The following is a 16677-nucleotide window of genomic DNA, read 5'->3' as shown; positions in this document are numbered from 1 at the left end:
AAAAAGACCCATGTGAAGGTGGTGGTTTATTCACCTCATTGGTGTTTTCGTTAACGCTTCAAAGCACTTGAAAAGGTTGCTATATAAAGTAGAAATATAGACTGAATGATAAAAAAGAAAGAGATTGGATTTTAAAATGGACGCATTGAAATTTAAGCCAAAATGACGGCAAACATTAAAATTTGATCTGTAATCAGGTTCTTTCTTTTCTGTGTGTATTTTTCAAAATTGTACATATAAATATACTGCCTTGTAATAGGGATCGTTTCAAATCCTAGAACTGAATTTGTATGACTATATATAGTCATTATTTTGAGATTCGATTTTATGAGTTTAGCCATAAAAAAAAACCTAGCCGAAGCTAGGTTTTGACGAATAGCGCGATTTACTTGTTAAACATCGCATCATGTGCTTCTGCAAGGGCACCTAGCTCTTCTTTGGTTAGATTTGGGAAAATCTTATCAATCGCGATATGAATTGCTTTAATCACGGCAGAAGAACCGATATCGGCTGCTTTACGTTTAATCATGCCTAAATCGAGTGTTTTATTAAAGTCATTCATAAAATGACGTACTGCAGCTTCAGCAAACTGTTTATACAGCTCACCAAAAGCAGCTTTATTGACATCTACACCTGATTTAATTTCGGCATAACTGTTTTTAAGGTTAGTGACCAGTCCAGCATCTAAGCTCAGACCTACACGATGAGCGCCGACTGTGTCCTGAAATAAACTTCGTTCTGAAAATTCAATGGATTGTTTCACCACATCATTCGGAGATTTACCCAGTAGCTGCTTTAACAATACAGCGACTGTTGATTTGACATAGCCAGCCAGTTTTTCTGCTGTGTCGCGCTTGTCGCTTGCAGGAAACAGATGAACAGGAGCTAATATAGTTGCACCAATGATTTCTTCATTAATCAGCAAAGCTGTTTTATCACGTAAAGGATAAAGTGGTTCACTCGAATTTTTTTTCGCGTGACCAGTTTGGATACTGCTTAGAAGTTCCTCAGAAGGAATAAAACCAAAAAATGGCATCACTAACCTCAATTTTTTTATTGTCGCGCCAATCGAATGGGGCGAGGCATCCATGTTAAATCCGATACACGACAAGGGTTGATATCCAATCCACCACGGCGTGTATAGGCAGCATATACCATCAGCTGACTTGGTTTTAAATGTTGCCAAATATCGGCAAACATTTGCTCCACACATTGTTCGTGGAAACCATTATGCTGACGGTAAGAAATAATATAAGCCAGAATACTACGATAACAAGGCTTAGTGCCTTTATACCTTATAAATACCGTTCCCCAATCAGGTTGACCCGTGACTGGACAGTTACTTCTTAATAAATGTGAATAAAGTTGAATTTCAACTTCATCTTGCGCTGCATCTTCATCTAACGAGAGTAAATCTGCATTTGGATGATTTTCTAACTGGGAGGGTTCTAAGTCATCAATACAGATGCCTTGTGGTTTTGAAATTTCAACATCATCAACATGAAAAAGATCAATAGTCACAGCAGCATTGGCTGCTGCCGATAAGTCTTTTTCAACGGTTGCTTTAAACGCTGCCTGAGAATCAAATTTGGTAAAGTTCATACTATTAAAGTAGAGCTTTAAAGATTTCGATTCGATCAGATTGTCTGTACTTGCAGGCAAAGTTAAACGGCCAATAGCGACTTGAGGCACACCTGAAGCATTTAACCAAGAAATTTCAAAAACATGCCACCAGTCTTTACCTTGGCGGATGCCTTCCACATGGGCATATTGTTCACGTGCAGTGGCACGTGCAATCGGAAACAGAATATCGGGTTGATATTCTGTAGGGTAGTTGGTGTCTTTACCTAAAAGGGATTGTTCTACACTCATTATTCACGCATTCCTGAACCACGAGAAAGTAAATGATACGCCACGCCATATAGTACAACGCAACATGCAGTAATAACTGTCAGTGAAATGCCGACATTCACATCGCTATGGCCCAAAATACCGTAGCGGAAAGCATTGACCATATACATGACAGGGTTGATTAAAGAGAGATTTTGCCAAAAAGGACTCAATGATGAGATGGCATAGAAAACACCGCCTAAATAAGTCAGCGGAGTCAGGACGAAAGTCGGGATAATCGAAATGTCGTCAAAAGATTTTGCATAAACAGCATTAATAAATCCGCCAAGAGAAAACAGTAGCGAAGTAATTAAAACGGTATATATAGTTACGAAGATATTGGTCAGGTGTAATTCAGTAAAAAATAGGCTCATGGCAGTAACAATAAAGCCGACTAAAACACCACGGCAAACGCCACCGATCACATAACCCCAAAGCACCATGTGTAACGGCACCGGGCTCATGATTAATTCTTCGATGCTTTTTTGAAATTTTGCACTAAAGAAACTCGATGACACATTGGCATAGCTGTTGGTAATGACCGCCATCATAATTAAGCCGGGCACGATGAACTGCATATAGCTAAAACCACCCATTTGCCCAATGCGTGAACCGACTAAATTACCGAAAATCACAAAGTACAAACTCATGGTGATCGCCGGTGGGAGAAGGGTTTGCGGCCAAATACGCATGAAACGGCGAATTTCTTTATAAACTAAGGTGTAGAGGGCAATACACAGTTGGTTAAAATTCATTGTGCTGCACCTTCAAGATTTTTTTCGACCATACGGACAAACAGTTCTTCTAGTCGGTTAGATTTATTACGCATACTACGAACCTGAATACCTTGAGATTCCATGAGTTGGAATAGATCATTTAAGGTATGGGCTTTATCCATAGTGACCTCTAAAGTGACGGGGTCAACTAAGTTGAAACGAACACCAATAATTTCAATATGGATCGGTTCAATGGGTTCGGCTAAATCGAAAATAAAGGTTTCTTCATTTAACTGACTGAGGAAACCTTTCATGCTGGTGTCTTCTTTAATTACACCACGGTCAATAATTGCGATTCGACGACACAACATTTCTGCTTCTTCTAAATAATGTGTCGTTAAAATAATAGACGTACCTTTTTCGTTCATTTCTGTGAGGAAATCCCACATCGAACGGCGTAGCTCAATGTCAACACCAGCAGTCGGCTCATCTAAAATCAGTAGTTTAGGTTCGTGCATCATGGCACGTGCAATCATTAAACGACGCTTCATACCGCCAGACAGCATACGCGCTTGAGTGGCACGTTTATCCCACAAACCCAGTTTTTCTAAATATTCTTCGGCACGTTGTTCGGCAACTTTTTTAGGAATACCGTAATAGCCTGCTTGTGTGACCAAAATGTCAAAGGTCTTTTCAAACTGACCAAAGTTAAATTCTTGCGGCACAACCCCTAAGCATTGCTTGGCTTGAGATGGATGTGTATCCAAATTGTGCCCAAAAATTTCTACTGTACCTGCCGTTTTTTTGGTGAGAGAACTGATGATGCTAATGGTTGTAGATTTACCTGCACCATTGGGTCCAAGTAGGGCATAAAACTCGCCTTCAGAAACGGTCAAATTAATTCCTTTTAGTGCTTGGAAACCATTTCGATAGGTCTTTGACACGTCCCTTAACGTCAATGCATCAGTCATGAAATTCTCACTTGAGGAATAGAGTCACTATTGTGAGCGATCTGAGCCAATAAACCAAGTAAGTTACATGGAATTCTATGTTGCAAGTTTGGAACATTGTTTAAAGCATAAGCATAAAAATACGTAACTTATATATAGTTGCTTTACCTTCAGCAATTTTTTGTTATGATGTGCAGCGCGCGCTCATAGCTCAACTGGATAGAGTACAGGTCTCCGAAGCCTGTGGCGTGGGTTCGAGTCCCGCTGAGCGCACCATTTCTTTGTTTGATCACATCCGAATTAATCCTAATATTATTAAAAATTAATAACTTATATCTACTTATTGTCCGATAATGTCCGAGGGCGTTTTAGGATACCGTAATCTTTTACGGTATTTTTTACGGTACATTCCATTTCTGACAAAAATATACCGTAAAAATGCCTAGATTAGTTATCAGTCTGACTGACTCAAAAATTAAGTCTGCAATATCAATGCAAAAGAAATCATTTGAAAAGAATATTAAGCTTTCAGATGGTGGTGGCCTTTATCTATTGTTAGATAGAAAAGGTGGGGCATATTGGCGTTTTGATTATATTCGCCCAATCTCTAAGAAAAGAGCCACTATAGCTATAGGTATTTATCCAAGTTGTACATTGGCGAGAGCTCGCGCAAAACGAAGTGAGTTTAGAGAACTGCTTGCGCAGAATATTGACCCAGCAATTCAAAAGCAAGATAAACAGTCCCAATGTCGAAATAATAGTTTTAGATCAGTAGCAGATGAATACCGTAAGACTGAAGAGCTGGAACCAAGTACACAACGTCGGAATCAGTTTATATGGGATAAGCTTTATGTTGCTATTGGTGAGTTCCCCATTGATTCGATAACAGCCACTCAAATTTTGGAAGTATGCCGTCTTTATGAAAGACAAGGTAAGACTGACTCAGCGAAGCGAATGAGAAGTAAAGCATCTCAGGTGTTTCGGTATGCGATTGCTTTGGGCTTATGTCAATTTAACGTTGCTGACCAAATTAGCGGTATTTTGAAGGTGGGTAAAACTAAGCATCGAGCGGCTATTACTGATGAGCAAAAGCTAGGACAACTATTAAAGAATATTAATACACATGCAGGTCGTGGGGATATTGCTATTGATTATGCAGTCAAAATCTTACCCCATGTATTTGTGCGTCCTGGAGAATTACGTGCAGCAAAATGGGCAGATATCGATTTTAAAAATAGAACATGGAGTTATACACCGCCTAAGACCAAAAATCAGACAGCCCTACAACATATTGTTCCTTTGTCTGATCAAGTCTTGAAGCTGTTCCAAGAATTGAATTACATCACGGGACATACAGAATATTGTTTCGTATCTATGCGGGATAAAAGCAAAACTATCAGTGAATCGACTATTAACAAGCGCTTGAAACAATATGGCTTTGAAAATGGAGAAACGACAGGGCATGGATTCCGAGCAACTGCCCGAACTTTGTTAGATGAAGTTTTAAAATTTCCTATTGAGCGTATAGAGCAGCAGCTTGCTCATCAGGTTAGGGATATGCACGGAAGGGCATACAACCGTACAAAGTATTTGGAAGAGCGCAAAGGCATGATGCAAGCATGGTCTGATTATTTGGATCAATTAATGTATAAAAATGTAGAGTAGTTAATTTAATACATATTAGCGAATTGTAGTTTCAGTTAAGTTGACGCCACCTCCAAATTGGAGTGGATCAATGCTTTTGGAATAAGACATTTGTCCTTCATTATTATTTTTAGAACTTAATGAGATTATTCGGTGTCCCCCCTTAATGAAATAAAAGTGTTAAAGATAATTTAGACTAAGGCCTGCAACAAAAAGAGACACAAAGTGTCGCTTAAATATAAATCAATATAGACTAAACAAGACCGAATTTAGTAAAATTGGCCACAGATTAAACCTACAAAAACTAAATAGAATGCCCAATAATATTTATGCTGAATTAGAGCAACTTGGACTTACCGCACAAAAACGTGCAATACACGTACAGTTGAGTAACGGCACGCTCAACGACCAAGTCTTCCTTCAGCGTATTGAAGGCACGCATGAATTAAATAAGGGTATTCATTTACAACTCATCTGCCTTTCGACCTCAGCGAATATACCTTTAAAGCAGTTCATTGGTGCACAAACAGCAATTGATATTGTCAACGACAAATCCGAACTCAATCGTATTTCTGGTATTGTGACCAAAGCCGATATTGGTGCAAGTGATGGATCGCTCACGATTTATCGCTTAACCGTAGAGGACCCAACAGCACTCTGGAAACACCGTCGAAACTCACGCGTGTTCATGAATAAATCTGTGGTTGACGTAGTGCAAACCATCTTCTCTGAGTGGCAACAAAAAAGTCCATTATTTGCTTCAAGTCTGACATTGTATAAAAGTGGACTCACTAAAGACTACGATATTCGTCCATTCATCATGCAGATGAATGAACGGGATATAGACTTTATTCAACGGCTTCTCGCATCTGAAGGTATTAACTGGTTAATTGATGAAGCACAACTGAAAGTCTCCAGTTCAAGTGAACAAATTCAACCCCAAAAACTCCGTTTGATTGATGATAATGCCCAGTACAAAGCTTTGGATCGACGTAATATTCGCTTCCATAGAAGCTCGGCAGTAGAACAAACTGATTCGATCACCAATTTTATTGGACAGCGTAGTATTCAACCGACTGCGGTTCACATCCAACGCTGGCAAGCTGATGCACTCGAAACCGAAGAAGGCGCAGGCTCAGTACAAAGCAAACACAGCCATAGTGAAAACCAAGACAATGTAAGCCTTGGCTTAGAACAGGCATGGCACTTTTCCCCTGCATGGATACAAGACCTCAAAGGTGAAGATGGTGCAACCAAATCAGGCAATAGTCAGATTGAAAAGTTTAATGAAAACCTGAGTAACTACTACGACTCACAAGCCAAACAATTTACTGCAACCTCAACCGTGCGTGATGCACAGGTAGGTTACTGGTTTGAATTCAATGAACACCCAGAAATTGATGAACATGATGGCGCGGATAAAGAATTCCTAATTACTGCTAAGTCATTTTATAATCAGAATAATCTTCCCAAAGACTTAACCGATCAAGTCACAGCCTTGCTTAAACAAAGTAATTGGCAACAAGTTGATATTCAAACCAATAACCAAGATGAACGTCAAGCTAACAACCTCGTATTGCAACGACGTAATATTGCCACCGTTCCTGAGTATAATCCTCTCACCCAAAGACCAACAGCACATCCCATGCGTGCCAAAGTGGTGGGTTTAAGTGGAGAAGAAATTCATGTCGATGAATGGGGACGCATCAAAGTTCGATTCCTATTCACCCGAAATGAAGATAATACTCATGATGGTGGTGCGGGCTCAAACGACAATGACACCGATTCCGCTTGGGTCGATGTACTGACGCCATGGGCAGGTGAAGGCTATGGAGCAAGATTCCTACCTCGTGTGAATGAGATTGTTGTCATCGACTTCTTTGATGGCAATATTGACCGCCCTTTTGTCATCGGACGTATTCACGAAGCACAACGTAGTCCAACCAAATTCGATAGCAAAGGAAAACTACCTGATACCAAAAAACTGGCAGGTATTCGTTCTAAAGAAGTCAAAGGTGAAGGCTTTGGGCAACTACGCTTTGATGACACTACAGGACAAATCAGCACCCAACTGCAAAGCAGTCACGGTGCAACACAACTTAACTTAGGTAAGTTGAGTCATCCTAAAGACAAAGCTGAAAGCGAAGATCGTGGTGAAGGTTTTGAACTGCGTACGGATCAATGGGGTGCAATCCGTGCAGGGCAAGGTTTACTGGTAAGTACCTATAAACAAGACCAAGCCAAAGGTGAACATCTCGATGCTGAAATTGCCAAGAAACAACTGGAAGGCAGTCAGACCAACAGCAAGGCTTTAAGTGACATTGCCAAAAACCAAAAAACCGATGAAATCGAATCAGTTGAACAACTGAAAGAATTTGCTGAACAGCTTGAACAAAAGATCGCAAAATTTAAAAAAGCGGTACTTTTACTCAGTTCACCTGATGGTATTGCATTGAGCACACCTGAAGATATTCATCTTTCTGCGGGTGCACAGATCAACCAGATTGCAGGCGATAGTATCAACTTCAGTACGCAAAAGAACTGGATAGCACAAGCACAAAATAAGCTCAGCTTATTTGCTGCGCAAGGTGGGATCAAAGCTGTAGCTGCACAAAGTAAAGTTGAAATACAAGCGCAGTCGGATGCTTTGAATGTATTGGCTAAAATGGGAATTACCATTTCTTCGACAGATGACAAAGTGGTGATTAGCAGTCCGAAAGAAGTTCAGATCACAGGTGGATCTTCTCAAATCACTTTAAATGGTTCAGGGATATTTCAGAAAACAGGTGGGAAGTTTGAAGTTAAGGCTGGGCAGCATGTATTCCAAGGTGGGGCGAGTGTTAGTGCTAAATCTAGTTTACCTCCACCGCCGAAACGTGCTCAGGGTATCTTAGAATTGATTCATGACTATACACATGGCGAGTTCGTCAAAGCTGGTGAATACACAGTTACAGATACTTTAGGTAAAGTGGTTAAGGGTAAACTTGATGACAAAGGTTTTGCCCGTGTATCTGGATTGGCTGCTGGTGCAGTTAAAATTAACTTTGAAGATGATAAACGTGATCCTTGGGATGTAGCGAGTGATTTTAAACGTGAAGTTGAGTGGCCAAATAAAAATGATCCTGATTTAGCAGAAACAGCTTCGATTTTAGAAAGTGTAAGTAGAAAAGCACAATCTGCTTTAGGTGATTTTGCTAAGCAACTCAAAGATCCTAAAAGTTTGATGAAAAATATTGAATTAGCTAAAAAAATTAAATCAGATGGTGCAAAAACGCTGCTTCCGATGATCAATAGCCAAGCTCAAGGGCTAGTTTCAGAAACAATTTCAAGTTTATTGCCGATTACGCAATCAAAAGGTGGTTTGATGGCAAATATGGGGGGAGGCTTTATCGCTTCACAAACTAGTGGGTCAAACCTGACGAGTATAAGTGGTATTGCTCAAAATAACTTACCTCAGTATTTAAAAAGCCCTTTTGATAAAAATTGATAGAGAATAAATAGAATGGCTCAAGCTAAAACAGAAGTCGTAAAACCACTTAATGAAGTTGCAATTGCAGATATTAATAATTCTAAGCAAAAAATTGATAAGTGGTTAAAAGATCATACCCATCAACTTGTGGGATTAGACCTTGTTAGTAATGTATTGGGTACAGTTCCAATTATTGGCAATGTCATGGCTGCAATTGATGTGGTGACTGACATTCTTCATATTTATGATAAGGGCTATCAAAAGGCGGATGTCTTTGATTGGACAACCGTGGGTATTGATTTAATTGGTGTTGCTCCTGTTCCTGGTACAACAGCTATTCGTACTTCAGCTCGACCAGCTTTATTCTTAGTCCGCCAGGAAGTTAAAAGAGTTGGCAAATCTGCACTAACTGAAGCTGTTATCACAGTCATTGGTAAACATCTTAATGATCAAGTTGCAGGAAATATTGAGAAGTTTTGTAAAACAGGATTGACACAACTTAATACAATTTTAGGGAAATGTGGGGATACCATACAAGGAGCTACCACTGAAATTAATGGTGGTATTACTCGCGTTGTAACACAAGGTAAAGTATTTACCAACGCAGGTTCTAATCTAACGCGAGCACAGCAACAGGCGGTAGGTATTGCAAAAGGTTTGCAAAGCGGAGACCTGACTCGTGCAGGAAAAAACCTTGTATATATGACAGAAAATTGGGGTAAAGCATTATTTAAATCCAATGTAAATAATAATGCAAAAGTAGTTTCAATGTTGGTTCCCCAAAATTTAAAACAACCTGTTTTAAATGTAGGTGCAACAATTGGTAAAGTTGGCGTAACCGCCAATCAAAAAATCAGAAAGCTTGGTAATAAAGCAGAACCGCAAACGATAGGCTGGTTATTTGAAGTCCTAAGAGTAAGTGCAGGACGTTTCAGAAAGAATAATAAGTCAGCCCAAGTCAAAGCAACACAGACCACACAAGCAAAGAATGATAAAAATAACGCTAAATTAGAAAAATCAAGAAATGAACATCAGGCAACAAATAATGCCAATCAATGTAAGAACTGTAATGGCAGTACTGCAAAATCTATCACCTTCGCAATGGGTACAGAATTTTTAACGCATGCCGATGCTCAGATTCATTCTTTAATTCCTGAAATGTTGATGCGTTCTTACGTTTCTAACTTATATCAATACGATGATTCAATTTTTGGCACACGTTGGACTACACCATTTAGCAGTAAAATTGTGCCTTGTACCCAATATAATGAAAAGAACCCTAAAGAGAATACGGTTTTAAAGGGATGGGAATACATTGGTGTAGATGGACGTCCAATCAAGTTGAAAGAATTAAAGGTTGGGCAAAGTTTTTATGATGAGGTAGAGACATTTACTTACACGGTCGTCTCTAATGAAATTCGGGCAATTACTTTTGGTTCAAATGAATCACGTTATTATCAAAAATATAACAATGAATATCGACTTACATCAATAGAGCGACAAAATGGATTTAGTGTCGGATTACGCTATGACCATGTATTTGACGATCAAAGTTATTTGTCAGACATCATTTTTAAACAAGACCAAAAAGTTTTAGCACATCTAGCATTACAATTAAATCAATATGGCTTGGTAGAAGCGGTATGGTTAGTCGAAGATGGACAACTTAAACGACAACTTTCCGCCTATGTTTATAATGATCAACGCGATTTGATTCAAGCAACCAATGAATTTGGCGCATCATACCAATATACTTATCAGCATCATCTTCTAACTCGTTATACCGATTTAACCCAACGTGGTATGAATCTGAAATGGGATGGGAAATTACCAAGCTCAAAAGCGATTGAAGAATGGGCAGATGATTATAGTTCAGCTCGAAAACTGGAGTGGGACGAAAATGTACGTGTCACCTCAGTAACGGATGTTGAGGGAAATATTACTGAACATTATTACGGTATCACTGGTTATACCTACCGTATTATTTATCCTGATAATTTACAAGAATGGTTCTTTAGGGATGATGCTAAAAACATTACCTCTCATGTAGCCACAGATGGAAGTGAAACAACATACTCGTATGATGAACGCGGTAATGTTTTAACGACAACCCAAGCTGATGGCGCTACCAGTTATTTTGAATACGATGACAAAGACAACCTCATTGGAATGGTCGATGCTGAACAAGGTCGTTGGTTTAAAGAGTACGACGGTTCAGGAAATTTAATAAAAGAAATTGATCCGCTGAAACATGAAACTGCTTATGCCTACAATGGCATGGGATTGGTCACTTCAATTACAGATGCCAAAGGTGGCTCTAAAGCCCTGAAATACGATGATCAGGGCAATTTACTCAGTTATACCGATTGTTCAGGCAAAAAAACCAAATGGCAATACGATGAACGTGGGCGTGTTAAATCCGTAGAAAATGCGCTAAAACAAAAAGTCGAATATTTCTATACAGAATTTAGTGCTGAGAAGCGTGAGTCAATCATCAAAGGCTTACCTTTAAATGCCTTTGGTCAGCTTGAAAAAATCAAACATGCTGATGGGACTGAAGAACATTTTGTCCATGATGCTGAAGGACGGTTACTTGCTCACGTTGATGCTAAGCAACAGCAGACACGCTATGAATACGATGCAGCAGGTTTAATAACCAAACGCATCGATGCATTAAACCATACGTTAAAATATCAATGGGATCGTTTAGGACGTCTAAAACGATTGACGAATGAAAATGGCGCAAGTTACGAATTTGTTTACGATGCTGGCGGTCGTTTAATTAAGGAAATCGATTTCGATGGCAAAGAAACAATTTATCATTATGATGAGTTAAATGGTCGACTCACCACAAGTATCGAGGTTGCGTCAGCTTATGGACAAGATTTAAAAGACCGTGCAGCACCGAAAGACCGAATTCAACAATTCATCTTTGACAGTATGGGACGTTTGGAACAACGTACCGCAGGCTATGGGCACTATGGCTTAGAACTAGAAGAGAAACAGACTGAAGAATTTGCTTACGATTACATGGGACGTATTCTGCATGCCAAGAATGCAGAAAGTAACCTACAATGGTTCTACGATGCTGCGGGTAATGTGATCAAAGAACACCAACAGGATTATAAGAGCAACACAACAGCGGTATGGAAACACAGCTACGATGAAATCAATGACCGAATCAAAACCATCCGCCCTGACGGACAAAATATTGATTGGCTCACCTACGGTACAGGTCACGTACAAAGCCTGATTGTCAATGGACAAGATTTAGTCAGCTTTGAACGAGATGACCTACACCGTGAAGTTGTACGACACTACGCGAATGGAATCAGCCAAGAACAACAATTTGATCTTGCGGGACGCTTACACAGCCAAATCATGCTCAATGAACATGACAATGGCTACCAAAGCCAGTACAGAGAAAAAAACAAAAGACAGAACAATGCACTGCAACAGACCCGTCAATTGGTACAACGGCTGTATCAATACGACAAAACGGGTGAACTGACAGCCATCAAAGATACCCGTCGTGGCAACATTGCCTACAAATACGATCCTGTAGGACGTTTACTTGAAGCAAGCAGTAAACTGGGTAAAGAGACCTTTAACTTTGACCCTGCTAGTAACATCATAGATCGTTACAATGATGACAAAGCTCAAAGCCACCAACAACAAGCAGAAGAAAAAGGCTTTGGCTACAACCGTCTAGTCAATAACGTGGTGAAAGAATATCTCGACCAACAATACCAATATGATGCATACGGGCAACTCATTCGACAAAAATCTACGCAAGGTGATTTAAACCTTGAGTGGGATGTGTATGGGCGAATGATCAAAAGCCGAAACAGCCAATATACTGCAGAGTATCGTTATGATGCATTAGGTCGCCGTATTCAAAAACGTAGTAAGCACCATCATACGGGGGATGAACATAACATCATCTATGGGTGGGATGGTGACACACTGGCTTATGAGTCAACGGAACAAGCCACGAAACACTATATCTATGAAAAAGATAGCTTTGTGCCGATGCTACAAGCGGTGTATTCAAGTCCGATAGAATTACACCAAACTCCTGATTGGACAGATCAGCAGTATAGTGTCTACAAAGACCCTCTGTGGAAAACCACAAAACAGAGCAAAGGCTTTGATGATGTATGGTTCTATCATTGTGATCACTTAGGCACACCACAAGAAATGAGTGACCATACAGGTGCAATCATTTGGAAAGCTGAATATAAGGCGTGGGGGGAGTGTAAGACTGAGAAGGCTAAATCAAATTTCTTTGAAAATTCAGAAATCATTAGTAATAACATTCGTTTCCAAGGTCAGTATTTCGATTTAGAAACAGGACTTCACTACAACCGTTATCGCTATTACTCGCCTTATGTGGGGAGATATGTAAGTAAAGATCCGATTGGGTTGTTAGGTGGGTTTAATACTTTTGTTTATGTATCAGATCCTAATGGATGGGTTGATCCTTACGGTCTTTATGGTACGAGAGGAAAACAAAATCGCATGCCAGGCGATAAGCACATGCCAACAAAACAAGGATATCAGCGCCAACATATTATCCCTTATTCTTTGAAAGACCATGAAATTTTTGCTAAATCAGGAATGAATATTAATGGATCGTCTAACCTTATGTACATGCCTGTATGTGAAGGAATTGATAAAAATGAAAAGCTTGGTTTACATCGAGGTTGGACTTCAGAGCATGCAGAATATAATAGAAAAGTTGAAAGAAAACTGGATGCAATACAAGCAAGATCCCGTGGGCAAAATTGGGATTATAGAAAATATCAAAGTGAAGTGTTAAATTTACAAAGAGAATTGAGAGCAGGGACGAAAAATGGTATTTATACTTGCGCATTACCTTTGAAAAAGAAATAGGACTAAAATTATGAATTTTTACACAATTTATCCATCCGAACATGTAGATCGAGATTTTTCTTTTTACTTAAAAGGAAATCAAGACAAAGTTGTTGACTATTTTAAGTTTAATGATAGTAGCACAGGATTTCTAAAGAATCCTAGAATCAATATGACATATGATAATGACTTTGAAGGTAATTTAGATGAAATACTAAATACTGACTTTTATTATTCTGCTTCAGGTATTTTATTATTTTCGAAAAATTTTTATGAAAAGTTGAAAGATGAATTAGCTTCAGAATGTGATTTCTTTAGATGTTTAGTTAATAATACTGAGTCAGATATTTATGCGTTATATATCAAAAATACTGTGAATATATTAGATGATGATGAAAAAATAATAGAAACTAAGAACATAGATTCAACTTTTATCTTAAAAGATAAATCTAAACCATACATTTATATGGTTACTGAAAAATTTGTAAAATTAGTAGAAGAAAATAAGTTAGAAATGCAGTTTTTAGATTTTAAATGATAATTTCATTCAAGCCGCTGGTTGATCAGATAAACCCGATAGTGTACATCGTGATCCATTGTGGAAAACCACAAAACAAAGCAAAGGTTTTGATGATGTCTGGTTCTATCACTTTGACCACTTAGGTACACCGCAAGAAATGACTGACCATACAGGTTCGGTCATTTGGAAAGCTGAGTATAAAGCTTGGGGTGAATGTAAAGCAGAGAAAGTGAAATCAAACTTCTTTGAAAATAGTGAAATCATTTCAAATAATATTCATTTTCAAGGGCAGTATTTCGACCAAGAAACAGGATTGCATTACAACCGTTATTACTCACCTTGTGTGGGAAGGTTTGTAAGTAAAGATCCTATAGGACTAAGTGGTGGGTATAATATTTATGCCTATGCTCCCAATCCAATACAATGGACAGATGCTTTAGGATTGGCTAAAACACCCACTAGAACTTTACAAAGAAATTGGAAGAATTATGTAGGATGCAAACATACAAATTCTGATATTCATCACGGTTTCCCAGAGGAATATGCCGAAAAATTCAAAGAGTTAGCCGGTATTGATGTAAACAATCCACAGTATTACTATAATTTGCCAAAAGAGAAACACACTAAAACTCCAGGGATACATACTAATGGGTCTAGGACAGGGCAAAATTGGAATAAAACATGGGGAGGAATATTGAATCAAGTAGAAGCTATGAATTTGAGTAAAGCAGAGTCTAAAAAGATGCTTGAACAGACTTTGAGAGGACTAGCTAGAAAGGAAAGAATTAGTAAGCATAATGCCACAGCCGTTAAAGGTGCCAATTTGTGTTGCTGTAGTTAATTATAAGGAGTTGTAAATGTTCGATAAAGTATTTGAAATTGATGAAATAAAAGAAATTTTTATTCAACGTAAAAGCGCGTTAAAAAAAATTAATAAAATAACTGTAAATGACGATTTTTATTTAAATTTTTTAAGTGAATTTCAAACTACAGAATTTATACCGGATATAATAATATTTGGATATGAAGAAGCAATTAAAGAAAATAAATATGTTGAGGAAATCAACCCTTTTATTAGTGAAAATTTTTGGATGATTGGTCGTACAGGTCAAGGTGATGAGTGGTTTATTGATAAAGTTAAAGGAGGGATATCGTTCTATGATCACAATCAAGGAGACTATGCGGATATAAGTCAATTTCAAAAACTTAATATTGATTTTACCGATTTTGTGAAAATGGCTTTTTTATTTAGAGAGCTAGAAAACGAATTGGACCGAGAAGAAAATATATCTCATGAAAATCAAAAAAAATTCATTAATCAAATAAATTCAATAAAAAAAGGATTATATGAATTATATCCATTTAAATACTTTTAAGCTAATGATTTATAAAAATATTAAATTTGAAAAAATTTCAAAAAGTGAACAACAGCTTCAATCATTGTCATTAATTGGAATTAATTATGATAAAAGATTAAAAAAAATGCTATTGGAAGAATATAAGAAACCCTCAGAAGTTAATGATGTTATGCTCAATCAATTTGAGGGAGAGTCTGGTATTAACTTTCCAATTGAATACAAAAAATTTTTACTAACAACAAATGGTGGTAGCCCCTCAAAAGATACATTTGATACTTCTCCAAAAAATAATCGAGTAATACAAAACTTTTTTACATTAAATTCAAAAGTAGTCTCATATACATTAAAACATAATAATAGTGGAGAACTAATATCATTCCCTAAATACTATTATGCTATTGCGTATACTGTAAATGGTGATTTTATTATGTTAAATGTTGATGATGATTCTAATGATTATGGTGGTGTTTATATATATTTTCATGATAAAGAAAACTCTTTAAAAAAAATAGCATCTTCATTTGATGATTTTTTAGATAAATTGCATGACTGATTTGATAAATTGATATACGCTGAATTATCAGGAGACTTTCCCTTGGGAGATTTAAAGAGTGATATACGCTGAATTATCAGGAGACTTTCCCTTGGGAGATTCTAGGCAGCCAACTTATAAAAGTCTTCGGCCATTTGATTTGGTGTCTTAAAACCCAAACCCTTTTGAATTCTTCGATGATTATAAAATAACTCAATGTATTTTATAATATCTGCTTTGGCTTCTTCTCTGGTTTGATAGTTGTAATGATGCACTAACTCATTTTTCAGTATTCCCCAAAAGCTTTCAATCGGTGCATTATCGTAACAGTCTCCGCGCTTGCTCATTGAACCTTGAAAACCATATTGCTCAAGTATATTTCGATATTCATGGCTGCAATATTGACTTCCTCTGTCTGAATGCACAATCAGTTCTTTGGTTGGTTTTTGATTGTGAATAGCCATATTTAGCGCATTACAAACAAGCTGTGTTGTCATGCGCTCATTTAAGCTATAGCCAACCACTTGCTTCGTGTAAAGGTCTTTTACCGCTGCTAAATACAGCCATCCTTCAACAGTCCATATGTACGTAATATCTGAACCGTACCGGGTTTGTCGGAGACTTTTTTATTTAAGTTAGGCCACCTGACCTAACGGGTTAATCTTATCATAGTACATTGCTTCAAACTCAAAAGGCGATACATAACCCAGTGCACTGTGTACA

General features: G+C 37.9%; 10 protein-coding genes, 1 tRNA gene and 2 pseudogenes. 8 read left to right on the top strand and 5 right to left on the bottom strand.

Annotated elements, in window-relative coordinates; all coding sequences use genetic code 11:
* Window positions 1-385 precede the first annotated feature (385 nt).
* From FTU17_RS06885 to FTU17_RS06870, 4 genes are read right to left on the bottom strand one after another with little or no spacing between them, the layout of a single operon-like run.
* Complete coding sequence (locus tag FTU17_RS06885; protein ID WP_078190308.1) at window positions 386-1036, bottom strand: hypothetical protein; 651 nt, start codon at window positions 1034-1036, stop codon at window positions 386-388.
* 17 nt (window positions 1037-1053) lie between these two features.
* Window positions 1054-1872, bottom strand: coding sequence for an NADPH-dependent 7-cyano-7-deazaguanine reductase QueF (gene queF, locus FTU17_RS06880; RefSeq protein WP_180054993.1), 819 nt, complete (start codon window positions 1870-1872; stop codon window positions 1054-1056).
* The gene (locus tag FTU17_RS06875) at window positions 1872-2645 is read right to left on the bottom strand and encodes an ABC transporter permease (protein WP_180124189.1); all 774 of its coding nucleotides are present in this window, start codon (window positions 2643-2645) and stop codon (window positions 1872-1874) included. The genes queF and FTU17_RS06875 overlap by 1 nt, the downstream gene beginning before the upstream one ends.
* Window positions 2642-3577, bottom strand: a complete 936-nt coding sequence (locus FTU17_RS06870) for an ABC transporter ATP-binding protein (RefSeq protein ID WP_180124188.1) — start codon at window positions 3575-3577, stop codon at window positions 2642-2644. Before FTU17_RS06870 ends, FTU17_RS06875 begins: the two co-directional genes overlap by 4 nt.
* Before the next feature lie 179 nt (window positions 3578-3756).
* Between FTU17_RS06870 and FTU17_RS06865 the strand changes: the two genes are divergently transcribed.
* From FTU17_RS06865 to FTU17_RS06830, 8 genes and pseudogenes are all read left to right on the top strand, one after another.
* Window positions 3757-3832 (top strand) — tRNA-Arg (locus FTU17_RS06865).
* A gap of 162 nt (window positions 3833-3994) precedes the next feature.
* A complete protein-coding gene (locus FTU17_RS06860) occupies window positions 3995-5221 on the top strand; it encodes an integrase arm-type DNA-binding domain-containing protein (RefSeq protein ID WP_180005991.1) in 1227 nt (408 codons plus the stop codon).
* A 292-nt stretch (window positions 5222-5513) separates the two neighbouring features.
* Window positions 5514-8687 carry a type VI secretion system Vgr family protein gene (locus tag FTU17_RS06855; RefSeq protein WP_180134974.1) on the top strand — a complete coding sequence of 1058 codons (3174 nt, stop codon included), beginning with the start codon at window positions 5514-5516 and terminating at the stop codon, window positions 8685-8687.
* 15 nt (window positions 8688-8702) lie between these two features.
* Window positions 8703-13565, top strand: coding sequence for an RHS repeat-associated core domain-containing protein (locus FTU17_RS06850; protein ID WP_180134973.1), 4863 nt, complete (start codon window positions 8703-8705; stop codon window positions 13563-13565).
* Window positions 13566-13575: 10 nt separating this feature from the next.
* On the top strand, window positions 13576-14082 hold the full coding sequence (locus FTU17_RS06845; protein ID WP_180007377.1) for a hypothetical protein: 507 nt from the start codon (window positions 13576-13578) through the stop codon (window positions 14080-14082).
* 25 nt (window positions 14083-14107) lie between these two features.
* Window positions 14108-14905: pseudogene (locus tag FTU17_RS06840) on the top strand (RHS repeat domain-containing protein); the annotation flags it as partial.
* A gap of 16 nt (window positions 14906-14921) precedes the next feature.
* Window positions 14922-15440, top strand: a complete 519-nt coding sequence (locus tag FTU17_RS06835) for an SMI1/KNR4 family protein (RefSeq protein ID WP_168378010.1) — start codon at window positions 14922-14924, stop codon at window positions 15438-15440.
* Complete coding sequence (locus FTU17_RS06830) at window positions 15412-15975, top strand: SMI1/KNR4 family protein (protein ID WP_180124184.1); 564 nt, start codon at window positions 15412-15414, stop codon at window positions 15973-15975. Before FTU17_RS06835 ends, FTU17_RS06830 begins: the two co-directional genes overlap by 29 nt.
* A gap of 101 nt (window positions 15976-16076) precedes the next feature.
* Here the strand turns inward: FTU17_RS06830 and FTU17_RS06825 are convergent.
* A pseudogene (locus tag FTU17_RS06825) lies at window positions 16077-16559 on the bottom strand (IS3-like element ISAba22 family transposase); the annotation flags it as partial.
* Window positions 16560-16677: the final 118 nt, after the last annotated feature.

The sequence above is a fragment of the Acinetobacter sp. YH12070 genome (assembly GCF_013419625.1).
GTDB lineage: Bacteria > Pseudomonadota > Gammaproteobacteria > Pseudomonadales > Moraxellaceae > Acinetobacter > Acinetobacter amyesii.
Note: the sequence above shows the minus strand (reverse complement) of the source record. Positions and strands in the feature narration are given on the sequence as shown.